Raw genomic sequence first — 22,103 nt, 5'->3', positions numbered from 1 at the left:
TACGTTTCGTGAACAAGCACCGTATGGCGCCACTCACTTTGTTACAGCTGCATGACTTTTTGTTGCATTCGAAATCTGTTCGATGACCACGCGGGCCACCTCGAGCTTGCTGCCCGAAGCCTGCACCGAGTCGGCGCCATCGGCGAAAAGAACCTGGATGCTATTGGTTTCCTGCCCGAAGGTCAGGGATGCGCCCACCTCGTTGACCACGAGCATTTCGCAGCCCTTGCGGTTCAGCTTGGCCTGGCCGTACTCCAGCACGGTCCCCTGCTCATCGCCGGTCTCGGCGGCAAAACCGACAATGAACGGCGGCAGTTGCGGATTCTGTCCGCGCGCGGCGACCAGCTCGGCGAGGATGTCCGGGTTGCGCACCAGTTCGATGACCGGAGCCGAATGCTCATCGCGCTTCTTGATCTTCGAGTTCTCGATTCTTGCCGGGCGGAAATCGGCGACCGCGGCATTCATGATCAGCACGTCTTGGCCCTCGGCGCAGTCGAAGACCGCCTCGCGCAGCTCCAGTGCGCTGGAGGCGTGCACCAGCCGTACGCCATGCGGCGCGGGCACTTCCAGATGGGTGGCGATCAGCGTGACCTCGGCCCCGGCATCTCGGGCGGCCTGTGCCAGCGCGACACCCTGGCGGCCCGAGGAGCGGTTACCCAGGAAGCGCACCGGGTCCAGCGGTTCACGGGTGCCGCCGGCGGTGATCAGTACCTTGGCTCCGGCCAGCACCGGTTCGGCGAGCAGGTCCTGGATTGCGGCGAAAATTTCATCGGGTTCTGGAAGCCGGCCCGGCCCCGAGTCCTTGCCGGTCAGCCGCCCGGAGGCGGGTTCGATCACCCGCACGCCGCGATCCCGCAGGGTTTGCACATTCGCGGCAGTGGCCGGATGCTGCCACATTTCGGTGTGCATGGCCGGGGCCATCACTACCGGCGCCCGCGTGGCCAGCAGGGTTCCGGTGAGCAGGTCGTCAGCCAATCCCGCAGCGGCCTTGGCTAAGACGTCCGCGGTGGCCGGCACGACCATCACCAGATCGGCCTGCTGGCCCAGGCGCACGTGATTGACCGAATCCACCGCGTCGAACACGTTCGAGGTGACAGGATTTCCGGACAAGGCCTCCCAGGTGGCGTTGCCCACGAAGTTGGCGACGTTCCGGGTGGGGATCACGTCGACGTGGTGCCCGGCTTCGCGCAGCAAGCGCAGCAGGAGTACGGACTTGTAGGCGGCGATACCAGCGGAAACGCCTAGGACAATTCGCTTCACGAAGTACTTCCTCGAGGATTCGGTGCGGCAATGAGGTGGGTGCGGGAGAAAAAGGAGCTTAACGAAAAAGAAGGCGCCCGCTCAGGGGCGCCGACTTTTCGATTAGTCTTCGATGACCTCGGCTGCGGTTACCTTCAGCAGGTTATCGTCCAGCTCGCGCAAGGCGATGGTCAGCGGCTTCTCGTTCAGCTTGGTTTCCACCAGTGGGCCTACGTACTCGAACAGGCCTTCGTTCAGCTGCGCGTAGTAGGCGTTGATCTGGCGTGCACGCTTGGCCGAGTTCAGCACAATGGCGTACTTCGAGTCGTTGGTCTCAAGCAACGAGTCGATCGATGGGTTAATGATTCCCTCTGGGTTGGACACAGGACTCCCTATTTGTCGTTCTTTAGCCCCATGAGGGCTACAAGCTCTTCGGCGGCACGTGCGACATCGTCGTTGACGATGGTCACGTCGAATTCAGATTCCGCTGCAAGTTCTAGTTTAGCGGTTTCTAGGCGGCGCTGCTGTTCCTCGGCCGTTTCAGTGCCGCGTCCCACAAGGCGGCGCACCAATTCCTCCCATGATGGCGGTGCCAAGAAGACGAATTTTGCCTCGGGCATCGACTCCTTGACCTGCCTCGCACCTTGCAGATCGATTTCCAGCAGAACCTTCTTGCCATCTGCCACTGCATCTTCAACCGTCGATCGAATCGTGCCGTAGCTGTTCTGGCCATGGACAACAGCCCATTCCAGCATCTGGCCTTCCTCGACCAGGGATTGGAAACGTTCGGGGCCCACGAAGAAGTAGTGGACTCCATCCTGCTCCCCTGGCCGGGCGTTGCGGGTCGTTGCGGACACCGAAAGCCAGACATCTGGATAGTTATCGCGGATGTAGGTAGAGACGGTGCCCTTGCCTACTGCCGTGGGGCCGGCTAGAACAGTTACCGACGCAGCGGTCATTGACTACACTTTCGTTTTTGGCGGGCTTTGCTTGAAGTGCTCGGTGATTGCGGTGCGCTGCTTGCGTCCCAGTCCGCGCAGACGGCGGGAAGGGGAAATGCCAAGTCGCTCCAGCAAATTTGCCGCGCGTACTTCACCTACGCCCGGTACCGATTCCAGAAGGTCCATGACACGCATGCGTCCCACGGCTTCATCTTCGTATACCAAGTCTAGTACCTCGGTGATGGAAATTTTGCCGGCACTGAACTCGGCCTTGATTTCTGCACGACGAGTGCGTGCGGCGAGTGCCTTGGCGCGGGCGCGGATACGATCTTCGTCAGAGAGTTCTCGCAGTACCATCGTTCAGCCATCCTTCAGTTGTAGTGGACTAAGGCTTATGTTGAGAAACATAGCGAGCTAACGCTGCTTTTGCAAGACTAAACGCGTTGTGGCTACTAGAAACTCTAATAGCCACAACGCGCCTATGTCACTTATTCGAATTTTTTGCTAGCGAGCTGCCAGCAATTCGTCCCTAACCCGCAGGGCTTTTTCCCTGAGAGCGGCCTTACTCGGCCCCTCTTTGAGGATGTCCCTGCTGCTCGTGCCCAGTACCTGGCCGTAGCTTGAGGCGAATGACTTGGCAATATCCGCTGCCGTGGCACCCTGGGCGCCGAGCCCTGGTGTGAGCAGCGGAGCCTTGGAAGCTGCCAGATCGATTCCGAGCTTGGACGGTGCATCCCCGATGGTCGCACCGACAACCAGCCCGACATGTCCTAAATCTCCTGCGTATGCATTATCCGCAGTGACTTGGTCAATAATTGATTTAGCAACCGAGTTTTCCCCGCCTACGTGCTGTACCGATGGCCCCTCGGGGTTGGAAGTCAGTCCGAGAACGAACACTCCCCTGCCGGTTCCAGCAGCCAAATCCAATGCCGGACGCAGCGATTCATAACCCAGGTACGGGCTCAAAGTCACAGCATCTGCAGCCAGCGGAGAAGCATCATCGAGCCATGCGGTCGCATACGCTGCCATGGTCGAACCGATATCCCCGCGCTTGGCGTCGGCCAGCGTGAGCAGTCCAGCGGACTTCGCAGCACTCAAGGTTTCTTCCAACGCGGCAAATCCCTTGGACCCGAAACGCTCGTACAGAGCCACCTGGGGCTTGAGGATTGCCGCCGCACCGGCCATCGCTTCCACGACGGTCAGTGAGAAAGATCGCACGCCCTCGGCCGTATTCTCCAGCCCCCAGGCTTCCAGCAGCACCGGGTGGGGATCGATCCCCACGCACAGCGGGCCGGAAGCCTGCATAGCTGAACGAAGCCGCTGACCGAATGGGATCGGCTCAGGCATTGCGCGCTGCGTTCAGGTTGGCGTCGTGCACCTGCAAGCTGGTGACATCCCACTCGTACTCGCGCAGGGCATCGATCGCCTGGACCGAAGCGTTGAACTCCGCCACGGTGGTGATGACCGGGGTGCCGACAGACGTCGCGGCGGCGCGGATTTCGTAGCCATCGCCACGTGCATCCGAGCCCGACGGGGTGTTCAGGATCAGGCCGATCTGGCCGGCTACGATCAAATCGACAATGGACTCCCCGCCTTCGTGCAGCTTGCCGACCACCTGGGTCGGGATGCCGTTGCGGCGCAGCACTTCCGCGGTGCCGCCGGTGGAGATGATCTCGAAGCCCTGGTCAGCAAGGTGCTTGACCGGCAGGACGATCGAGCGCTTGTCGCGGTTGGTGACCGAGACGAAGACCTTGCCGCCGGTTGGCAGCGGGTTGTTCGCTGCGGCCTGCGACTTGGCGAAAGCGGTGTCGAAGTACTTGTCGATGCCCATGACTTCGCCGGTGGAACGCATTTCTGGGCCGAGCAGCGAGTCGACGACCTTGCCCTCCGGGGTGCGGAAGCGGGCGAACGGCATGACTGCTTCCTTGACGGCGATCGCCGCCGATTCAGGCAGGTGCGCGCCATCGCCGGATGCTGGCAGGTAGCTGCCGCGCATTTCGGCCAGGGTACGGCCCACGCCGATCAATGCGGCGACCTTGGACAGCTGCACGCCGGTAGCCTTCGAGGTGAATGGCACGGTGCGCGATGCACGCGGATTCGCTTCGATCACGTACAGGATGTCGCTGGCCAGGGCGAACTGGATGTTGATCAGGCCACGCACGCCCACGCCTTCGGCGATCGCACGGGTTGCCGCGGCAACGCGGTCGCGCACGTCGGCGCCCAGGGTGATCGGAGGCAGGGTGCAGGCCGAGTCCCCGGAGTGGATGCCGGCTTCCTCGATGTGCTCCATGATGCCGCCGACGTACAGGTCGGTGCCGTCGAACAGGGCGTCGACATCGATCTCGATGGCGTCTTCCAGGAAGCGGTCCACCAGTACCGGGTGGTCCACGGTGATTTCGGTCGCGTTGGTGATGTAGCGCTCGAGGTTGGCCTCGTCGTACACGATCTCCATGCCGCGTCCGCCCAGCACGTAGGAAGGGCGAACCAGTACCGGGTAGCCGATGGAGTCGGCGATGGTCTTGGCATCGGCGAAGGACACCGCGGTGCCGTTCTTCGGCGCTACCAGCCCGGCGTTATCCAGTACCTGCTGGAAGGCGCCGCGGTGCTCGGCCAGGTCGATGGCCTCGGGCGAGGTGCCCAGGATCGGCACGCCGGCAGCCTTCAGCTCGGCGGCGAGCTTCAGCGGAGTCTGGCCGCCAAGCTGGACGAACACGCCCAGCACGCCGCCGGTTTCCTCTTCAGCGTGGATGACCTCCAGGACATCTTCCAAGGTCAGCGGCTCGAAGTAGAGGCGGTCGGAGATGTCGTAATCGGTGGAGACGGTCTCGGGGTTGCAGTTGACCATGACGGTCTCGTAGCCCTCGGCGCGCAGCGCCATCACCGCGTGGACGCAGGAGTAGTCGAACTCGATGCCCTGGCCGATGCGGTTCGGGCCCGAGCCCAGGATGATGACCGACTTCTTCTCGTGGCGCGCCAGCTCGGTCTCTTCGTCGTACGAGGAGTACATGTACGGGGTGAAGGCCTCGAATTCGGCGGCGCAGGTGTCCACGGTCTTGTAGACCGGGCGCACGCCCAGGGCATGGCGGATGCCGCGGATGACCGATTCGGCCTTGCCGGTGAGCTGGGCGAGCTGGACATCGGAGAAGCCGTGGCGCTTGGCTTCGCGCAGCACGTGCTCCGGCAGGTGCTTGTTCGCGGCCACCAGCTGCGCGACCTCGTTGATCAGCTGCAGCTGGTCCAGGTACCAAGGGTCGATCGCAGTGGTCTCGAACAGCTTCTCGAGGGACACGCCGGAGAACAGCAGGCGCTGGACCAGCGACAGGCGCTCGGTCGAACCCTTGACGATCGAGGCCAGCACGGCCTCGTGCTCGGATTCCGGGATCGGCTCGAAGGACAGCTCGGAGCCCTTCTGCTCCAGGGAGCGCAGCGCCTTTTGCAGCGCTTCGGTGAAGTTGCGGCCCAGGGCCATCGCTTCGCCGACCGACTTCATGGTGGTGGTCAGGGTCTTGTCCGCTGCCGGGAACTTCTCGAAGGCGAAGCGCGGGACCTTCACGACCACGTAGTCCAGGGCCGGTTCGAAGGAAGCCGGGGTCTTCTGGGTGATGTCGTTCGGGATCTCATCCAGGGTGTAGCCCACGGCCAGCTTGGTGGCGATCTTCGCGATCGCGAAGCCGGTGGCCTTGGAAGCCAGTGCCGAGGAGCGCGAGACGCGCGGGTTCATCTCGATGACCACGACGCGGCCGGTGTCAGGCTCGATGGCGAACTGGATGTTGCAGCCGCCGGTGTCCACGCCGACTTCGCGGATGACCGCGATCGAGATGTCGCGCAGCTTCTGGTATTCGCGGTCGGTCAGGGTCATGGCCGGGGCGACGGTGATCGAGTCGCCGGTGTGCACGCCGACCGGATCGAAGTTCTCGATGGAGCAAACGACCACGACGTTGTCGTTCTTGTCGCGCATCATCTCCAGCTCGTATTCCTTCCAGCCCAGGATGGACTCCTCAAGGAGCACCTCGGTGGTTGGCGAGTACTGCAGGCCGGCGCCCGCGATGCGGCGCAGGTCCTCCGGGTTGTAGGCCATGCCCGAACCCAAGCCGCCCATGGTGAACGACGGGCGCACGACTACCGGGTAGTTCAGCTCCTCGACGGCGGCAAAGGCCTCGTCCAGGGTGTGCACGATGACCGAGCGGGCCGATTCGGCGCCGCAGCGCTCCACGACGCCCTTGAACTTCTCGCGGTCCTCGCCCAGCTCGATGGCTTCGATGTTCGCGCCGATCAGCTCGACGTCGTACTTCTCCAAGGCACCGGACTTGTCCAGGGCGATGGCGGTGTTCAGCGCGGTCTGGCCGCCCAGGGTCGGCAGGATCGCATCCGGGCGTTCCTTGGCGATGATTTTCTCGACGACCTCGGGGGTGATCGGCTCCACGTAGGTGGCGTCGGCGAATTCCGGGTCGGTCATGATGGTGGCCGGGTTGGAGTTGACCAGGATGACCCGCAGGCCTTCCTCCTTGAGCACACGCAGTGCCTGGGTGCCGGAGTAGTCGAACTCAGCGGCCTGGCCGATGACGATCGGACCCGAACCGATAACGAGAACTGATTTCAGATCGGTGCGCTTAGGCATTACTTGCTGTCCTTTTCTGCGGCGGAATCCAACGCGGTCATGAAGCGGTCAAAGAGGTAGGCGGCATCGTGGGGGCCGGATGCTGCCTCTGGGTGGTACTGCACGGAGAAGGCCGGGATGTCCAGGCAGCTCAGGCCTTCGACCACGTGGTCGTTCAGCGAATAGTGCGAGACTTCGACCTTGCCGAAGCGTTCGACCGGAGCGGTGACGGCGCCCTCGATGGGCGCGTCGACGGCGAAGCCGTGGTTCTGGCTGGTGATTTCCACGCGGCCGGTGGCCTTGTCCATCACCGGCTGGTTGATTCCGCGGTGGCCGAAGCGCAGCTTGTAGGTGTCGAAGCCCAGCGCGCGGCCCAGGATCTGGTTGCCGAAGCAGATGCCGAAGTACGGGATGCCGGCATCGAGCACCGAACGGACTAGTTCCACCTGGGCGGTGGCGGTGGCAGGGTCGCCGGGGCCGTTGGAGAAGAACACGCCGTTAGCGCCGGTGGCCTTGATATCTTCCAGGGTGGCGTTGTACGGCAGCACGTGCACGCGCAGGCCGCGCTCGGCCAGGCGGTGCGGGGTCATCGACTTCATGCCCAGGTCGATCGCGGCCACGGTGTGCTTGGCCTCGCCATCGTAGCCGTGGTCCGCTGGCTCGACGATGTAGGCGGCGTCCACCGAAACCTCGGCGGAGATGTTGCGGCCGGCCATCGACGGCTGCGCCTTGACCAGGGCCACCAGCTCGGCGTCGGTCTTCGCGGCGTCATCGCCGGAGAAGATGCCGGACTTCATCGCGCCGGCGTCGCGCAGGTGGCGGGTCAGCGCGCGGGTGTCCACGCCCTGGATGCCCACGATGCCGTACTCGACCAGATCTGCATCAAGGGTGCGCTCGCTGCGCCAGTTGCTTGGCCGGCGGGCGGCGTCGCGCACCACGTAGCCGGCAGCCCACATGCGGGTGGATTCCGGATCTTGCGAGTTCACGCCGGTGTTGCCGATGTGCGGGAAGGTCTGCACGATGATCTGGTGCGCGTAGGACGGGTCAGTCAGGGTTTCCTGGTAGCCGGTCATGCCGGTGGTGAACACTGCTTCACCCAGGGTGGTGCCCACGGCGCCATAGCTGCGCCCGCGGAAGATGCGGCCATCTTCAAGTACCAACACGGCTGGTAGGTTGCTCAGGGAATTCACTTATTTGTCTCCTGCTCGGCTTACGTCGTTGTGCGACGCCAGCAACTGATAGATCTTTGGGGTGTCCTCGTGGTAGCGGGGACGGAATCCGGTGTCGAAGGTGAAGCCGTCCTTGTTCCAGGTGATGACGATCAGGCCGTTCTTCTCCACGACCTTGCCGATCATCCCGTTGCTGCGCTTCACGTCCTCGTAGTGCTCCCACGGGATGTGCACGTCGCGCGCTCCGGAACGGATCAGGTGCAGCCCTTCGCGTCCCAGTTCCAAGGTGGCGTTGGTGCGCACCCCGAGCTCATGGACCGCGATGCGGGCCAGCCAGTCGTCGAACCGGGTGGTGACCACGTACATGCCTGCGAAATGGTGCTCCACCTCATCGGCGAAGTCCTCGAAGGGCTCGGGAATCGCTGACTGCCGGGCCTTGAGGTTCCGCCAGCCGAAAAGGATCAGGCCCACGCCTGCGACGATCGCGACAATCGTCCAGATCAACGGGGTCAGGGCTCCCTCAGGCATTGGCCGTCCTCGGGGTAGCCAGCTGGCCATCGAGCACGGTGGCATGGCCGTGGAAGAAGGTGGCGCGCACCGATCCTGGCAGCTCCATGCCGGCGAACGGCGAGTTGCGCCCCTTGGTGGCCATGGCGGCCGGGTCGACGATCCAGCGGGCTGCCGGATCGACCAGCACCAGGTTGGCAGGCTCGCCGATGGCGATCGGTCGGCCCTGGTCGGCAACGCGGCCGATCTGCGCGGGCACCTGCGAGGTAATGCGGGCCACGCCCGCCCAGCCCATCAGCCCGGTGTCCACCAGCGTGTGCTGCACGATGGACAGCGCGGTCTCCAGGCCGGTCATGCCCATGGCGGCCGCGCCCCACTCGCAGTCCTTGGCCTCGGAGGGGTGCGGGGCGTGGTCGGTGCCGATCACGTCGATGGTGCCGTCGGCAACGCCCGCGCGCAGCGCCATCACGTCTTCTTCGCGGCGCAGCGGCGGGTTGACCTTGAAGACCGGGTCGTAGGTGCGGACCTTCTCATCGGTGAGCAGCAGGTGGTGCGGGGTGACCTCCGCGGTGACCTGGATGCCGCGGGCCTTGGCCCAGCGGATGATCTCCACCGAGCCGGCCGTGGACACGTGGCACACGTGCAGGCGGGCGCCGACGTGCTCGGCCAAGAGCACATCGCGGGCGATGATCGATTCCTCGGCGACCGCTGGCCAGCCGGGCATGCCCAGGATGGCGGAGACTTCGCCCTCGTTCATCTGGGCGCCTTCGGTCAGGCGCGGTTCCTGGGCGTGCTGGGCGATGACCCCGTCAAAGGCTTTCACGTATTCCAGGGCGCGGCGCATCAGCAGCGGGTCCCAGACGCAGATGCCGTCATCGGAGAACATCTTCACCTGGGCACGGGAGTCGGCCATTGCGCCGATTTCGCTCAGCTGCTTGCCGGCCAACCCGACGGTCACCGCGCCGACCGGGCGGACATCCACCCAGCCTGCCTTGCGGCCCAATTCGTAGACCTGCTCGACGACGCCGGCGGTATCGGCTACCGGGGTGGAGTTGGCCATGGCGTGCACGGCGGTGTAGCCGCCGCGGGCCGCTGCCTGCGAACCGGTTTCCACGGTTTCGGCGTCTTCGCGGCCTGGTTCGCGCAGGTGCGTGTGGGTGTCGACGAGCCCGGGCAGGAGCACGAGATTCCGCGCGTCGATGACCTGGGCATCACCGGCGGCAGCAATGCTGCCCAGCTGGGCGATCTTGCCGTCGGCAATCAGCACGTCGACCGGTTCGCCGCCGAGGATGGAGGCCTGCTGGATCAAGTAGTTCATGGGTTCTTCCTTCAGATCAGGTCGCCGGAGAGGAGCATGTAGAGGCTGGCCATGCGCACGGCCACGCCATTGGTGACCTGGTCGAGCACGGTGGAGCGCGGCGAATCCGCGGCAGCCGAGGAGATTTCCAGGCCGCGGTTCATCGGGCCCGGGTGCATGATCAGGGTTTCGGCGCCCGAGGCGTCCAATTGCGCCAGGCGCGCATCGTCCAGTCCCCAGTAGCGCGAGTATTCGCGGGGGTTCGGGAAGTAGGCGGCGTTCATCCGCTCGCCCTGCACGCGCAGCATCATCAGCGCGTCAACGCCCGAGGCGATCACTGCGTCCAGGTCGTAGCTGATGGCGCAGGGCCAGGAGCCGGCGCCGAAAGGCAGCAGGGTCGGAGGGGCCACCATCGTCACTTCGGCACCGAGGGTGTTCAGCAGCCACAGGTTGGAGCGGGCCACGCGCGAATGCAGGATATCCCCGACGATCGCGACCTTCAGTCCGTCCAGGCCGCGGCCTGCCGGGCTGGTGCCATCGCGCAATGCCACCTGGCGGCGCAGGGTGAATGCGTCCAGCAGCGCCTGGGTGGGATGCTCGTGCGTGCCGTCGCCTGCATTGACGATGGGCAGGCCAATCCAGTCCGTGGCCGCTAGCCGGGCCGGGGCGCCGGAATCCGGGTGGCGGATGACCACTGCGTCGGCGCCAATGGCCAACAGGGTCTGGGCGGTATCCTTCAGGGACTCGCCCTTGGAAACGCTCGAGCCCTTGGCCGAGAAATTGATGACGTCCGCGCTCAATCGCTTGGCGGCGGCCTCGAAGGAAATCCGGGTGCGGGTGGAGTCCTCGAAGAAGAGGTTCACCACGGTGCGACCGCGCAGGGCCGGAAGCTTCTTGATGGCACGGGTCGAGGACTCGCGCATCTCTTCGGCAATATCAAGGATGGCGATGGCTTCTTCGCGGGTCAGGTCCGCGGTGGATAGCAGGTGTTTCACGCGGCGCCCTCGATCACGACTTCGTTTTTCCCATCGATTTCCGCCAGGTGCACGCGCACCTTTTCGCTTTTCGCTGTCGGCAGGTTCTTGCCCACATGATCGGCGCGGATCGGCAGTTCCCGATGCCCGCGGTCAACCAGGACGGCCAGCCGCACGATGCGGGGGCGGCCCCAGTCTGCCAGGGCATCCAGGGCGGCGCGGATGGTGCGTCCGGAGTACAGGACGTCGTCAACCAGGACCACGACCTTGCCTTCGATGCCGCCTGCTGGCAGGCGCGTCGGCGACGGGGTGCGGGTAGTGGAGTGGCGCAGATCATCACGGTACATGGTGATGTCGAGCTGGCCTACCAGGGATGCCGGGTCCAGGTTGCCCGGGGCGGTAGCCGCGATTCGCGCTGCCAGCCGCTGTGCCAGCGGGAAACCCCGGCTGGGAATGCCCAGGAGCACCAGGTCGTCGGTGCCCTTATTGGCCTCGATGATCTCGAAGGCTACGCGAGTGAGTACACGTTCGATGTCGTCGCCGGTTAATACCGTGCGGGCAGCATCTGGCACTGAATTTTCATTCATGCTGTGCACCTCTCCCTTCTCCGCCTCACGGGACGGGATTTAAAGGAATATTGCTAACTCAAATTATCACGAGCGGGAGCTGATTCCCTAGCGGAAACCTATGCATGACACTGAATAGGGCATGGGATCGGTCACAGCGATCGGCCGGCGGCTTCGTGCGTCCGGCAGAACCACGCAGATCCCTGCGCTTGGCCTTGGCCCCGCGCGCAGATGTGTTGCGATCGACACACCCGCGAAGTGGCGTGGGCCCGGGATTCCTCGTGCATGATCGGCCCGCACGCCCGGGCAAGGCATTCGCGCAGCAGATCTGCAGGCCCGCTATGCCGCGCGTACTGCTCGTGCAGGATTTGCGCCGCTCCGTCGAACTCGGATCCCGGCGGACCCGAGTTCCAGCCCGCCGGATCAGCCCGGGAGATCCAGGTACGCCAGACCCGCTCCCTTCACCCGGATGGTGCGGCAGGACAAGCAGTCCGAGCGTGGATGGCAGGACCGAGCGCCTGGACAGCAGCAAAGCATCCAGCCCCCGGCATTCGAGCCCGTGGCCAGCAGGTCGCCGTGCAGGTAGCCCGCTCCGCCTGCTTCGCCGTGATCCTGCCCGGGGCCGAGCCGCGACAGGCAACGGCTTAACGCAAAAAAGCCCGGGCCGGAACCCCATGAAAGGGGTTCCGGCCCGGGCTCGGAATGATGAGGATCGAATTAGTCGACCAGGGTGTCCTTGACGCTCTGGATGCGACCCAAAACGCCATTGACGAACTCCGGCGATTCATCGGTGGACAATTCCCGGACGTTCACCACGGCTTCAGCCACGGCTACTGCATCGGGAACGTCATCGTTGTAAAGCAGCTCCCACACGCCGATGCGCAGTGCGCTGCGGTCAACCGCTGGCATGCGCTCGATGGTCCAGTCCTTGACGTAGCTCTCGAGAACTTCGTCAATGCGGTCCAGGTGTGCGGTAACGCCTTCGATGATCGTCAGCGAGTACTCGTTGAGTACGATATCCGAGTTTTCCCGTCGTGCGATGGCTACGGCCAGCGGATTGACATCGCGGGCTTCGGCTTCGAACAGGAACTCAAGAGCTCGGCGACGGGCTTTGGCGCGGGCTCTCACTAGTTGACACGACCCAGGTAGTCGCCGGTGCGGGTGTCGACCTTGACCTTGGTGTTCTGCTCAACGAACAGCGGAACCTGGATTTCCTTGCCGGTTTCCAGGGTTGCCGGCTTGGTGCCAGCCGACGAGCGGTCGCCCTGCAGGCCTGGCTCGGTGTAGGTGATTTCCAGGATGACCGAAGCTGGCAGTTCCAGGTACAGCGGGCTGCCATCGTACATGGCGATGGTCAGTTCCTGGTTCTCCAGCAGGAAGCCTGCTGCATCGCCAACGGTGGTGCCGGACACGGTGATCTGGTCGTAATCTTCCAGGTTCATGAAGACGTAGTCTTCACCATCCTGGTAGAGGTACTGGTAGTCGCGGCGGTCAACGGTGGCCAGCTCGATCTTGGTGCCAGCGTTGTAGGTCTTGTCCAAGACCTTCCCGGACATGACGTTGCGCATCTTGGTGCGAACGAATGCGCCGCCCTTGCCTGGCTTGACGTGCTGGAAGTCAATGATGGTCCAAAGCTGGCCATCGATCTTGATGACCTGTCCATTCTTGATGTCAGTTGTATCCGCCACGGTTCCTCAATCCTCTATTTTCGCCAGCTAGCGCCGGCATTATCAAAAATCCATCTCCAAGTTTACCCTACGCACCATGCGGTACAAAGGGTTTCACACGGTGGCGCGCATTACTGCGCGGCGCGCTCCTCGGCAATTTGCATGCAGGTGCTTGCGGCGTTGACCAGGTACGCGTCGTCGTCCAGCGCGATGCGCAGATCCAGGGCCTTGCGGAAACGGGTTGCCGCCGCCTTGAAATCGCCCTTCGCGAAGAAGGACAGGCCAGCGTGGTGGTGGATCAGCGGCTCGTATGCGGTGCCGGCGAATTCCTCGGCCAGCTTGCGCAGTCGGTTGATCGCGCGATCGAAGTCGCCCTGCATGCGGGTCAGCTCGGTGTCCAGCACGCGCAGGTGGGCGTTGGTTGGATCCACGAAACGCGATTCAGCGATCAGCTCGCCGGCTTTCACCAGCTCGCCACGCGCCAGCAGCACCATGACCTGGTCGGTAGGGGAACCGACCAGCAGCTGCTGCTCGGCCGCGGCCTCGTCGGCGATGTAGGGCTTCAGCGTTTGGGGGTCGATCAGCACGCCCTCTACGGCGGTGCCGACACCTTCGCGGTTTACCGATGCGACGTCAATGGCGTATGCGGTGTAGTCGACCATGTAGTTACTCCCCGATTTCCTGGTAGGCGGCGAAGAGCAGCGAGTTATCGGGGACTTCGTAGATGCGCGGCTTGCCGATTTCTTCCAGCACGACGAAGCGCAGCTGGCTGCCGCGGGCCTTCTTGTCGCGCTTCATGCCATCGAGCAGTGCAGCCCAGCGGTCATTGCGGTAGGTGGTCGGCAGGCCAAGGGACTTGAGGATCGCGACGTGGCGATCGGCCACCGCGTCGGAGGTGTACCCTACCGAGCGGCCCAATTCGGCGGCGAAGGCCAGCCCGATGGACACGGCGGCACCATGGCGCATCTGGTAGCGTTCGGACAGCTCGATGGCGTGGGCCAGGGTGTGGCCGTAGTTCAGGAATTCGCGGTCGCCGGCTTCCTTCATGTCGCGGGAAACCACGTCGACCTTCACGGCGATGGTGCGCTCGACCAGTTCGCGCAAGCGGTCGCTGGCCGGATCGATGGCATCGGCCGGATCTTCTTCGATCAGTTCCAGGATGCGCTCGTCGGCGATGAATCCGCACTTGACGATCTCGGCCATGCCGGTCACCAGCTCGTTCTTCGGCAAAGTGGCCAGCGCGTCCAGATCGGCGAGCACGCCTGCTGGCGGATGGAATGCGCCAACCAGGTTCTTGCCTTCGGCGGTGTTGATCCCGGTCTTGCCGCCCACGGCAGCGTCGACCATGGCCAGCAGCGAGGTAGGGATATGGATGACCTTCACGCCGCGTAGCCAGGTGGCTGCGACGAAACCTGCGACGTCGGTGACGGCGCCGCCGCCCACGGAGATCACGGCATCGGAACGGGTGAAATCGTTCTTGCCCAGCACTTCCCAGCAGAAGGAGGCGACTTGGATGTGCTTGCCCTCTTCGGCGTCCGGAATCTCTGCGGTCAATGCTTCCAGGCCGGACTTCGCCAGCTCGTCGCGCACGACGTCGCCGGTGGCGCGCAGGGCCCGCGGGTGGATGACCAGGACCTTCTTGACCGCGGGGCCAAGCAGTTCGGGCAAGTGGCCCAGCAGGCCGTTGCCGACCATGACAGGGTATGACTCCCCTGGGGTGCTTCCGGTGACCTTCAGAGTGGTCGGTGCGATAGGCATCAGTCTAGTTCCTCCTGATGGTGGTGATTTTTCCAGCGTACGCGTGCGTTCGGCCAGAAGTTGCATCTCGTGAGGCTAATCACAGCGCTTCCAGCTGCGGCAAAAGCTCGTCGATAATTTGCGGAACGGACTTTCCATCCACCAGAACGTGCACGTCAGCGAGCATTTCGTAGATGGGGCGGCGTTTTTCGTAAACGGAGATCCAGCTGTTGAGGGCTTGGTCACCAGCCAGCAGCGGGCGGTGCCCGTCGCCCTTGATGCGCTCGGCGGCGGCCTGTTCACCCAGCTCCAGGTAGATCACCGTCCCGCGCGAAAGCAGCTGCTGGTTCTCTTCGCGCAGCACTGCGCCTCCCCCGGTGGCGACCACGCCGGTGCGCAGCCGGCACAGCGCCTGGACTTCCAAGTCGCGGAAATGCGCCTCGCCGTGCTCGGCGAAGATCTGCGCGATGGTTCCGTGGTGGGCGACGATGGCCGCGTCCGAATCCGCAAAGCTCGTAGAAAGGGCCGTGGCCAGTGACTTGCCCACGGTGGACTTGCCACTGGCCATCGGACCAATGAGGTAGATCATTGAAGCGCGCTTCCTAGACGCCGGTCGAACCCAGGTTGCCCGGGATGTTCGCCAGGTAGGACTCGATATTGCGCTTGGTTTCGGCCACCGAGTCGCCGCCGAACTTCTCCAGCAGGGACTGGGCGAGCACCAGGGCGACCATTGCTTCTGCCACGACGCCGGCTGCCGGCACCGCACAGACATCCGAACGCTGGTGGTGCGCGGTGGTGTCCTCGCCGGTGGCGGTGTCCACGGTGCGAAGGGCGCGGGGCACGGTGGCGATCGGCTTCATGCCGGCGCGCACGCGCAGCACCTCGCCGATGCTCATGCCGCCCTCGATGCCGCCGGCGCGGTTCGAGTCGCGCTTGATGCTGCCGTCTTCGGCGTGCACGATCTCGTCGTGGGCGGCCGAGCCGCGGCGGGCGGCCGTGGCGAAGCCGTCGCCGACCTCCACGCCCTTGATTGCCTGGATGCCCATCAGGGCCGCGGCCAGGCGCGCGTCCAGGCGACGGTCCCAGTGCACGTAGGAGCCGATGCCCGGAGGCAGGTTGTAGGCCAGGACCTCGACGACGCCGCCCAGGGTCTCCCCTGCCTTGTGCGCGTCATCGACTTCGGCGACCATCGCCTCGCTGGTTTCCTGGTGGAAGCAGCGCAGCGGGTCGTTATCCAGCGCCGCAACGTCGGTGGCCGTGGGAAGCGGCGCATCGGCTGGGGCAGCCACGGAGCCGACGGCGGTGGTGTGCGAAACGAGCTGGATGCCCAAGTCGTTCAGGAAACGGGAAGCCACGGTGCCCAAGGCGACACGGGCCGCGGTCTCGCGGGCGCTGGCGCGCTCCAGGATCGGGCGGGCGTCCTCGAAGCCGTACTTCTGCATGCCGGTGAAATCGGCGTGCCCCGGACGCGGCCGGGTCAGTGGCGCATTGCGCGCCATCGAGGCCAGTTCATCCAGGTCCACCGGATCCGCGTTCATCACGCGTTCCCACTTGGGCCATTCGGTGTTGCCGATTTCAATGGCTACCGGGCCGCCCTGGGTCTTGCCATGGCGGACACCGCCAAGGAAGGTGACCTGGTCCTTTTCAAACTTCATGCGCGCGCCGCGGCCATAGCCGAGGCGTCGGCGCGCCAGTGCCTCTCGCACTGCTTCGCTATCCACCGATACTCCGGCGGGTAGTCCTTCGAGAATTCCAACAAGTGCCGGGCCATGCGATTCGCCCGCGGTCAACCAACGCAACATGTCATCTATTTTGCCATGGCACGAACTGATTACTGGTGTCGGGCCAGACCCAAAGAGTCATACATCGCATTTGTGACGTCCATGCGACGCGATTCCTCCCATGCACCGGCGCTGAAGAGCCGCACTTGTTCCACCGCCTGGTGCACCAGCATATGCAGCCCGCTGATCACGGTTCCCTGCCAGGCCTGGGCCAAGGCCGAAGGCCACGGATCGTAGGCGACATCCAGCAGGATTCCGGTGCCTGCGCCGATCGCCGGCACCCAGTCATCGGCCGCGTGCGGCGGCAGGGTGGAGAAGACCAGCGGAATCTCGTTGAGCGTGGCGGCCAGCTCCTGGCCGATGCCCGAAATCTCGTGGACGGACGTTTCCATCCCGAGCTCGCGGGCCAATTCGACAGCGCGGGTGGCACGGGAGGCTGCGCGCACCACCAGCGTCAGCTGCCGGGCGCCGACTTCTGCGGCGGCCTCGATGGCGGCCAGCGCGGTGTTGCCCGAACCCAGGACCATCGCTTGCGCGCTGCGGGCGAGCCCGAAATCCGCCAGGGCCTGGACCAGGCCGTCGATGTCGGTGTTTTCCCCGTAGAGGGTGCCGTCTTCGCGGACCACCACGGTGTTCAGCGCACCAAGGCGTTGCACGCGGGCGGACAGATCATCCATCTGCGGCACGAACGCATCCTTCAGCGGCATGGTGACCGAGCAGCCCGCCCAGTTTCCTGCGCGCAGCTCGGCCGCGTGCCCGGCAGCATCCCCCGGTTCCAGATCGATCGCGCTGTAGCTGATCGGCACGCCGAGCAGCTGGTAGGCGGCGCGGTGCAGCACCGGCGACTTGGAGTGGCTGATGGGGTGGCCGAGAACGGCTGCCTGCTTCATGGCTTCATGGACTTTCTGCTTGTGGCTGCCCGCACAGCGGCAACAGCGCGACTGGCAAGCACGGGAATCCGCGCTAGCAGACTCCTGGATTCTGGTTGCACCAGGCGCGGAATTCCGCCTGGTTCTGCCGGTGCTCAGCGTAGGTCGAGGCGAACTTGGTTTCACCGGTTTCGATGTTGACCGTCACCCAGTAGTAGTAGCCGTTGCTTTCCGGATGGGCAGCAGCCTCAATCGCAGAATTCGCCGGCGAGCCCAAGGGGGTTGGCGGCAGGCCAGTGTGCACATAAGTGTTGTACTTGTTCGACGCGTCCTGCTTCTCCTGGGCGCTGAACTGCAGTGAGTAGCGGTCCAGCCCGTAGATCACCGAGGAGTCGACCTGCAGCAGCCCGTGGGTTTCGCGGTTGCCCGGGTCCAGGCGGTTCTCGATCGCGCCGGCGACCGTGGCGTAGTCCGGGGTGCGTGCCTCGGCCTGCAGGATCGAGGCGACCTTCAGGGTGCGGTAGCCCTCTTCGAGGTCGGTGATGCCGGCCTGCTCCAGGGAAGCCTTGGTGGCCTTGACCAGTTCGCCCAGGACTTCTTCGGCGTCGGCGTTCAGCGGGAAGCGGTACTCCCCCGGGTGCAGCCAGCCTTCGAGGCTCGGCACCGAGGCAGGCAGGCCGAATTGCTGCGGCTTCTTGGCCAGCTCCTGCAGATCCTTTTCCGCCAGGCCCGAGCCCTTGGCAATCTCCTTGATCGCCGCGTCCAGGCGCATATTGGCCTTCAGCCCGATGTAGAAGACCTTGTCCGGACGCTGGTTCACGAGGATATCTGCCGCGTCGGCCGCTGGCATCTGCTTCTTGAGCAGGTAGGTGCCGGGGTGGATCAGCTTGCTCTGCGCTTCGGAGTCCGCGACGGCGTCGGTGAACAGGCCGTCGCTGGAGACGACATCGAGCTCCTCGAGCTTGCGCGAAATGATCTTCAAGCCCCAGCCATCTTCCACGGTGAATTCCACCGCGGCGCCGCCTGGGCCTGGATAGTCGTCCGGGTTGAACTGCTTGAGCACGGACTTGACGAAGTAGACCGAGCCGGTGACCACCAGTGCGAAGATCAGCACGGTGGCCAGCATGACCAGGTTGCGCTTGCGCTTGGTGCGCTTGCGCCGCTGGGCCTTGCCGGCGGCGGCCTGGGCAACTTGGTCATCGTGGGGATCGCCGCTGAGCACCGCGGCCTGCTGCGCGGCTTCGGGCTCGTGCGAGTAGTGCTGGGCGGCATCTTCGTGCCCGGCAAATGCTGGCGCATCGGAGGCGGCGGCTGCCTGGGCGGGGAGGAACCTGGTGTCGGTTCCTTCCCCGTCCGGGGCTTCGTGGTCTGCGGGCTCCTGCCAGCTGTCCTCGGCCGCCGCCAGCGATGGGCGGTAATGCCCGGTGCCGGTCAGTTCCGGTTCTGAGGGTTGTTCGATCGGCAAGCCAGTGCCGGCGGCAAAGCGTTCGTATAGCGCGCGATGCGTTTCGCGTTGCCGTTCATGGCGGGCTTCTTCTCGCATCAACTCTCATCTCTCGGGTCTTTGTGGTGCCCTAGCGGTTGTGGGCTAGCGCAGCACAATCCGGCTGGCTTGTACGCGCACATTGTTGCGTCGCATTTCCAGCACTTGCTGCAAGATCTCAGTGGCCGCGACCTGGTCGACCACCTTGCGGTGATCTTCCATCTTCTTGCCCGAGGCGTGCAACGAGCGATGCGCGTTCACGGTGCTCAGGCGTTCGTCGACCATGAAAACCTCAAGCTCGATATTAGCGCTTGCAGCTTCCTGGGCCAAGGCAATCGCGTAGTCACGTGCCATTTTAGTGGATTCGGTCGCGTTGCCAGCCAGTGATTTCGGCTCCCCGATGAATACCTCGGTGACGCCGCGATCGGCAATGATGCGCAGAAGCATCCGCAGATCCGAGTTCTTCTTCGCATCCCGGCGCAGAGTCATCACCGGAGTGGCGAGGATTCCGGAGGGATCAGATGCGGCGACGCCGACGCGGGCCAGGCCCACGTCGACCCCGAGAGCGGCATTAGCCATTGGCCAGTGCCGCCTGGATTGCAGCCAGTGCGTCATCGATCTTCGATGCGTCCTGGCCACCGCCCTGTGCCATATCGTCCTTGCCGCCGCCTCCGCCGCCGAGCACACCGGTAGCGGTGCGCACCAGCGCGCCGGCCTTGAAGCCGTTGGCGCGGGCCTCGTCGTTGGTCACAGCCAGCACCAGCGGGCGGCCGTTGGCCACGCCGATCAGCACGATGACTGCGGCTTCGGAACCCAGCTTGGCGCGCAGGTCCAGTGCCATGGTGCGCAGGGCGTCAGCCGAGTCGATCTGCCCGGCGTTGTGGGCCAGCAGTCGGGTGTTGCCGATGGTGGCGACCTTCTGCAGCAGCGCTGCGGACTGGGCCAGCATTGCCTGGCTCTTGAGCTCGGCGATCTGCTTCTCGGCGGCCTTCAGCTTGGCAACGGTGTCGTTGACGCGCTCGGACACCTGGCTGGATGGAACGCGGAACAGGCCCGAGAGCTCGGATACCAGGGCGCGCTCGGCAGCTCCGTGGCGGAAGGCTTCCATGCCGACCAGGGCCTCGACGCGGCGATTGCCCGAACCGACCGAAGCCTCCGAGAGCAAGGTCAGCTGGCCGATGCGCGCGGTGGTGTCCACGTGGGTACCGCCGCACAGCTCGCGCGACCAGTCGCCGTTCATCTCGACCACGCGCACGTCGTTGGAGTACTTCTCCCCGAACAGGCTCATGGCGCCCAGCTTCTTCGCCTCGGACAGCGCCATCTCATTGGTGACGACCTGGTAGTTCGAGGCGATGGCCAGGTTCACTACCTCCTCGACTTCGCTGCGTGCCGCGGCGGAGAGCGCCTCGGCCCAGGAGAAGTCGAAGCGCAGGTAGCCGGCCTTGTTGAAGGAACCGGCCTGGGTGGCCGTTGGGCCAAGCAGCTCGCGCAGCGCGGCGTGCACCAGGTGGGTGGCGGAGTGCGCCTGCTCGCCGGAGCGGCGGCGCACCGCGTCGACCTGGGTGCGAACCAGTGCTTCGGCTGGCAATTCGCCTTCGCGCACGATGACCTTGTGCACGTTCAGGCCCTTGACCGGGGCCTGCACGTCGGTGACTTCCAGCACGAAGCCGTCGCCGGTGATCAGGCCGCTGTCGCCTGCCTGGCCGCCGGACTCGGCATAGAACGGGGTTTCGTTGAGCACCAGGTCGATTTCCTGGCCCTGCTCGGCGAATGGCACAACCTGGCCATCGCGGATGATGCCGCGGATGGAGGATTCGCCTTCGAGGGTGTCATAGCCGGTGAAGTGCACGTTGCCGGCCTCGGCCAGCTGGGTGTACACCGACAGGTCGGCGTGGCCGGCCTTCTTGGCCTTGGCGTCCTTCTGGGCGCGGGTGCGCTGCTCGTTCATCAGTTCGCGGAAACGCGACTCGTCTACGGACAGGCCTGCTTCGGCGGCGATCTCCAAGGTGAGGTCGATCGGGAAGCCGAAGGTGTCGTGCAGGGTGAAGGCGTCATCGCCGGAGAGGTTCTTGCCTTCCTCCTTGGCGTGGCCCAGTGCCTCGTCCAGGCGGGTGGTGCCCGAAGCGATGGTGCGGCGGAAAGCGCGCTCTTCGGCGTAGGCGATGCGGGCAATGCGCTCGAAATCGGCCTCCACCTCGGGGTAGACGCCCTTCATGGCGTCGCGCGATACCGGGAGCAGCTCAGGGAGCACCTCGGTGTCCACGCCCATCAGGCGCATTGCGCGCACGGCGCGGCGGATCAGCCGGCGCAGCACATAGCCGCGACCTTCATTGCCCGGGGTGACCTGGTCGGAGATCAGCATCAGCGAGGAGCGGATGTGGTCCGCGATCATGCGCAGGCGCACGTCGGTGGCGTGGTTCGGGTCGGCTGGATCCTCTGTGGAGGTGTAGGTGACGCCGGCAAGCTCGGCGGCCTTGTCGAGCACCGGACGGACCTGGTCGGTCTCGTACATGTTCTCGACGCCCTGCAGGATCATGGCTAGTCGTTCCAGGCCCAGGCCGGTATCGATGTTGCGCTTGGGCAGTTCGCCGGCCACATCGAAGTCGGTCTTGGAACGTACCGCGGAGAGTCGGTACTGCATGAACACGAGGTTCCAGATTTCCACGTAGCGGGTCTCGTCGACCGCTGGGCCGCCCTCGACACCGTAGGCGGGGCCGCGGTCGTAGTAGATCTCGGAGCATGGACCGCCGGGGCCGGGCTGGCCGGTATTCCAGTAGTTGTCTTCCTTGCCGGTGCCTACAACGCGCTCGGTAGGCATGCCGATCTCTTCTTCCCAGATGCGGCGGGCTTCAAGGTCCTTCTCGTCTCCGTCTTCGTAGACGGTGACCCACAGGCGTTCCTTGTCCAGGCCGTAGCCGCCGTCTTCGACGGAGCTGGTCAGCAGCTCCCAGGCGAAGTGGATGGCTTCGTTCTTGAAGTAGTCGCCGAAGGAGAAGTTGCCGCACATCTGGAAGAAGGTGCCGTGACGCGCGGTCTTGCCCACTTCTTCGATATCGCCGGTGCGGATGCACTTCTGCACGGAGGTCGCACGGGAGTACGGGGGCTCTTCGCGCGCGGTGAGGTAAGGGATGAACGGGACCATGCCGGCCACCGTGAACAACAGCGAAGGGTCGGCCGAGACCAGCGAGGCACTAGGTACCGCCGTATGGCCCTTCGAGACGAAAAAGTCGACCCAACGACGGGCAATTTCCTGCGTTTTCATCGTGTTACGGATGA

At 64.5% G+C, this 22,103-nt stretch carries 22 protein-coding genes; 1 reads left to right on the top strand and 21 read right to left on the bottom strand.

The features are described from left to right. Window positions 1-33 precede the first annotated feature (33 nt). The 11 genes from coaBC to pyrR form a co-directional block, all read right to left on the bottom strand. Window positions 34-1,260 carry a bifunctional phosphopantothenoylcysteine decarboxylase/phosphopantothenate--cysteine ligase CoaBC gene (coaBC, locus tag AC1Z36_RS11575; protein WP_105658311.1) on the bottom strand — a complete coding sequence of 409 codons (1,227 nt, stop codon included), beginning with the start codon at window positions 1,258-1,260 and terminating at the stop codon, window positions 34-36. A gap of 102 nt (window positions 1,261-1,362) precedes the next feature. After that, the gene (rpoZ, locus tag AC1Z36_RS11570; protein WP_286134300.1) at window positions 1,363-1,623 is read right to left on the bottom strand and encodes a DNA-directed RNA polymerase subunit omega; all 261 of its coding nucleotides are present in this window, start codon (window positions 1,621-1,623) and stop codon (window positions 1,363-1,365) included. Between the two features lie 8 nt (window positions 1,624-1,631). Next, complete coding sequence (gene gmk, locus AC1Z36_RS11565; RefSeq protein WP_105658309.1) at window positions 1,632-2,198, bottom strand: guanylate kinase; 567 nt, start codon at window positions 2,196-2,198, stop codon at window positions 1,632-1,634. Between the two features lie 3 nt (window positions 2,199-2,201). Continuing rightward, a complete protein-coding gene (mihF, locus tag AC1Z36_RS11560; RefSeq protein WP_013349055.1) occupies window positions 2,202-2,537 on the bottom strand; it encodes an integration host factor, actinobacterial type in 336 nt (111 codons plus the stop codon). Between the two features lie 147 nt (window positions 2,538-2,684). Beyond that, a complete protein-coding gene (pyrF, locus tag AC1Z36_RS11555; protein ID WP_105658308.1) occupies window positions 2,685-3,527 on the bottom strand; it encodes an orotidine-5'-phosphate decarboxylase in 843 nt (280 codons plus the stop codon). Continuing rightward, on the bottom strand, window positions 3,520-6,798 hold the full coding sequence (gene carB, locus AC1Z36_RS11550; protein ID WP_105661291.1) for a carbamoyl-phosphate synthase large subunit: 3,279 nt from the start codon (window positions 6,796-6,798) through the stop codon (window positions 3,520-3,522). The genes pyrF and carB overlap by 8 nt, the downstream gene beginning before the upstream one ends. Then, the gene (gene carA, locus AC1Z36_RS11545) at window positions 6,798-7,967 is read right to left on the bottom strand and encodes a glutamine-hydrolyzing carbamoyl-phosphate synthase small subunit (RefSeq protein WP_105658306.1); all 1,170 of its coding nucleotides are present in this window, start codon (window positions 7,965-7,967) and stop codon (window positions 6,798-6,800) included. Before carA ends, carB begins: the two co-directional genes overlap by 1 nt. Further along, the gene (locus AC1Z36_RS11540) at window positions 7,968-8,474 is read right to left on the bottom strand and encodes a PH-like domain-containing protein (RefSeq protein ID WP_105658305.1); all 507 of its coding nucleotides are present in this window, start codon (window positions 8,472-8,474) and stop codon (window positions 7,968-7,970) included. It lies immediately after the preceding gene. Then, a complete protein-coding gene (locus AC1Z36_RS11535; RefSeq protein ID WP_105661292.1) occupies window positions 8,467-9,771 on the bottom strand; it encodes a dihydroorotase in 1,305 nt (434 codons plus the stop codon). Before AC1Z36_RS11535 ends, AC1Z36_RS11540 begins: the two co-directional genes overlap by 8 nt. 11 nt (window positions 9,772-9,782) lie before the next feature. After that, a complete protein-coding gene (locus tag AC1Z36_RS11530) occupies window positions 9,783-10,745 on the bottom strand; it encodes an aspartate carbamoyltransferase catalytic subunit (protein WP_105658303.1) in 963 nt (320 codons plus the stop codon). Next, window positions 10,742-11,311, bottom strand: a complete 570-nt coding sequence (gene pyrR / locus AC1Z36_RS11525; RefSeq protein WP_105658359.1) for a bifunctional pyr operon transcriptional regulator/uracil phosphoribosyltransferase PyrR — start codon at window positions 11,309-11,311, stop codon at window positions 10,742-10,744. Before pyrR ends, AC1Z36_RS11530 begins: the two co-directional genes overlap by 4 nt. 480 nt (window positions 11,312-11,791) lie before the next feature. On the opposite strand from pyrR, the gene AC1Z36_RS11520 reads away from it, so the two are divergent. Beyond that, on the top strand, window positions 11,792-11,938 hold the full coding sequence (locus AC1Z36_RS11520) for a hypothetical protein (RefSeq protein ID WP_181148996.1): 147 nt from the start codon (window positions 11,792-11,794) through the stop codon (window positions 11,936-11,938). Window positions 11,939-12,007: 69 nt separating this feature from the next. Here AC1Z36_RS11520 and nusB read toward each other — a convergent pair whose 3' ends face one another. The 10 genes from nusB to alaS form a co-directional block, all read right to left on the bottom strand. Further along, window positions 12,008-12,418 (bottom strand): transcription antitermination factor NusB, encoded by a 411-nt coding sequence (nusB, locus tag AC1Z36_RS11515; protein WP_105658302.1) that lies wholly within the window; start codon window positions 12,416-12,418, stop codon window positions 12,008-12,010. Further along, on the bottom strand, window positions 12,418-12,978 hold the full coding sequence (efp, locus tag AC1Z36_RS11510) for an elongation factor P (protein ID WP_013349066.1): 561 nt from the start codon (window positions 12,976-12,978) through the stop codon (window positions 12,418-12,420). Before efp ends, nusB begins: the two co-directional genes overlap by 1 nt. Window positions 12,979-13,088: 110 nt before the next feature. Beyond that, window positions 13,089-13,619, bottom strand: coding sequence for a tetratricopeptide repeat protein (locus tag AC1Z36_RS11505; protein ID WP_105658301.1), 531 nt, complete (start codon window positions 13,617-13,619; stop codon window positions 13,089-13,091). Between the two features lie 4 nt (window positions 13,620-13,623). Next, a complete protein-coding gene (gene aroB / locus AC1Z36_RS11500; RefSeq protein WP_483561263.1) occupies window positions 13,624-14,715 on the bottom strand; it encodes a 3-dehydroquinate synthase in 1,092 nt (363 codons plus the stop codon). A gap of 79 nt (window positions 14,716-14,794) precedes the next feature. Next, the gene (locus tag AC1Z36_RS11495) at window positions 14,795-15,283 is read right to left on the bottom strand and encodes a shikimate kinase (RefSeq protein WP_105661294.1); all 489 of its coding nucleotides are present in this window, start codon (window positions 15,281-15,283) and stop codon (window positions 14,795-14,797) included. Window positions 15,284-15,296: 13 nt separating this feature from the next. Next, window positions 15,297-16,496, bottom strand: coding sequence for a chorismate synthase (aroC, locus tag AC1Z36_RS11490; protein ID WP_105661295.1), 1,200 nt, complete (start codon window positions 16,494-16,496; stop codon window positions 15,297-15,299). Between the two features lie 29 nt (window positions 16,497-16,525). Further along, window positions 16,526-17,365: a shikimate dehydrogenase family protein gene (locus AC1Z36_RS11485; RefSeq protein WP_105661296.1), complete on the bottom strand. Its 840-nt coding sequence runs from the start codon at window positions 17,363-17,365 to the stop codon at window positions 16,526-16,528. A gap of 73 nt (window positions 17,366-17,438) precedes the next feature. Further along, entirely contained in the window at window positions 17,439-18,887 is a 1,449-nt protein-coding gene (gene mltG, locus AC1Z36_RS11480; RefSeq protein WP_105661297.1) for an endolytic transglycosylase MltG, read from the bottom strand. Window positions 18,888-18,932: 45 nt separating this feature from the next. Then, window positions 18,933-19,406, bottom strand: a complete 474-nt coding sequence (gene ruvX / locus AC1Z36_RS11475; RefSeq protein WP_219844133.1) for a Holliday junction resolvase RuvX — start codon at window positions 19,404-19,406, stop codon at window positions 18,933-18,935. Continuing rightward, the gene (gene alaS / locus AC1Z36_RS11470) at window positions 19,399-22,089 is read right to left on the bottom strand and encodes an alanine--tRNA ligase (protein WP_105661298.1); all 2,691 of its coding nucleotides are present in this window, start codon (window positions 22,087-22,089) and stop codon (window positions 19,399-19,401) included. The genes ruvX and alaS overlap by 8 nt, the downstream gene beginning before the upstream one ends. Window positions 22,090-22,103: the final 14 nt, after the last annotated feature.

It is taken from the genome of Glutamicibacter sp. BS14 (genome assembly GCF_056934375.1).
Note: the sequence above shows the minus strand (reverse complement) of the source record. Positions and strands in the feature narration are given on the sequence as shown.

Coding starts and splice junctions, on each gene's coding strand:
- aroB (WP_483561263.1), bottom strand. CDS start 14,715: ATGCCTATCGCACCGACCACTCTGAAGGTCACCGGAAGCACCCCAGGG.
- alaS (WP_105661298.1), bottom strand. CDS start 22,089: ATGAAAACGCAGGAAATTGCCCGTCGTTGGGTCGACTTTTTCGTCTCG.
- AC1Z36_RS11535 (WP_105661292.1), bottom strand. CDS start 9,771: ATGAACTACTTGATCCAGCAGGCCTCCATCCTCGGCGGCGAACCGGTC.
- AC1Z36_RS11495 (WP_105661294.1), bottom strand. CDS start 15,283: ATGATCTACCTCATTGGTCCGATGGCCAGTGGCAAGTCCACCGTGGGC.
- gmk (WP_105658309.1), bottom strand. CDS start 2,198: ATGACCGCTGCGTCGGTAACTGTTCTAGCCGGCCCCACGGCAGTAGGC.
- pyrR (WP_105658359.1), bottom strand. CDS start 11,311: ATGAATGAAAATTCAGTGCCAGATGCTGCCCGCACGGTATTAACCGGC.
- aroC (WP_105661295.1), bottom strand. CDS start 16,496: ATGTTGCGTTGGTTGACCGCGGGCGAATCGCATGGCCCGGCACTTGTT.
- AC1Z36_RS11540 (WP_105658305.1), bottom strand. CDS start 8,474: ATGCCTGAGGGAGCCCTGACCCCGTTGATCTGGACGATTGTCGCGATC.
- AC1Z36_RS11485 (WP_105661296.1), bottom strand. CDS start 17,365: ATGAAGCAGGCAGCCGTTCTCGGCCACCCCATCAGCCACTCCAAGTCG.
- mihF (WP_013349055.1), bottom strand. CDS start 2,537: ATGGTACTGCGAGAACTCTCTGACGAAGATCGTATCCGCGCCCGCGCC.
- AC1Z36_RS11505 (WP_105658301.1), bottom strand. CDS start 13,619: ATGGTCGACTACACCGCATACGCCATTGACGTCGCATCGGTAAACCGC.
- AC1Z36_RS11520 (WP_181148996.1), top strand. CDS start 11,792: ATGGCAGGACCGAGCGCCTGGACAGCAGCAAAGCATCCAGCCCCCGGC.
- ruvX (WP_219844133.1), bottom strand. CDS start 19,406: ATGGCTAATGCCGCTCTCGGGGTCGACGTGGGCCTGGCCCGCGTCGGC.
- pyrF (WP_105658308.1), bottom strand. CDS start 3,527: ATGCCTGAGCCGATCCCATTCGGTCAGCGGCTTCGTTCAGCTATGCAG.
- mltG (WP_105661297.1), bottom strand. CDS start 18,887: ATGCGAGAAGAAGCCCGCCATGAACGGCAACGCGAAACGCATCGCGCG.
- carB (WP_105661291.1), bottom strand. CDS start 6,798: ATGCCTAAGCGCACCGATCTGAAATCAGTTCTCGTTATCGGTTCGGGT.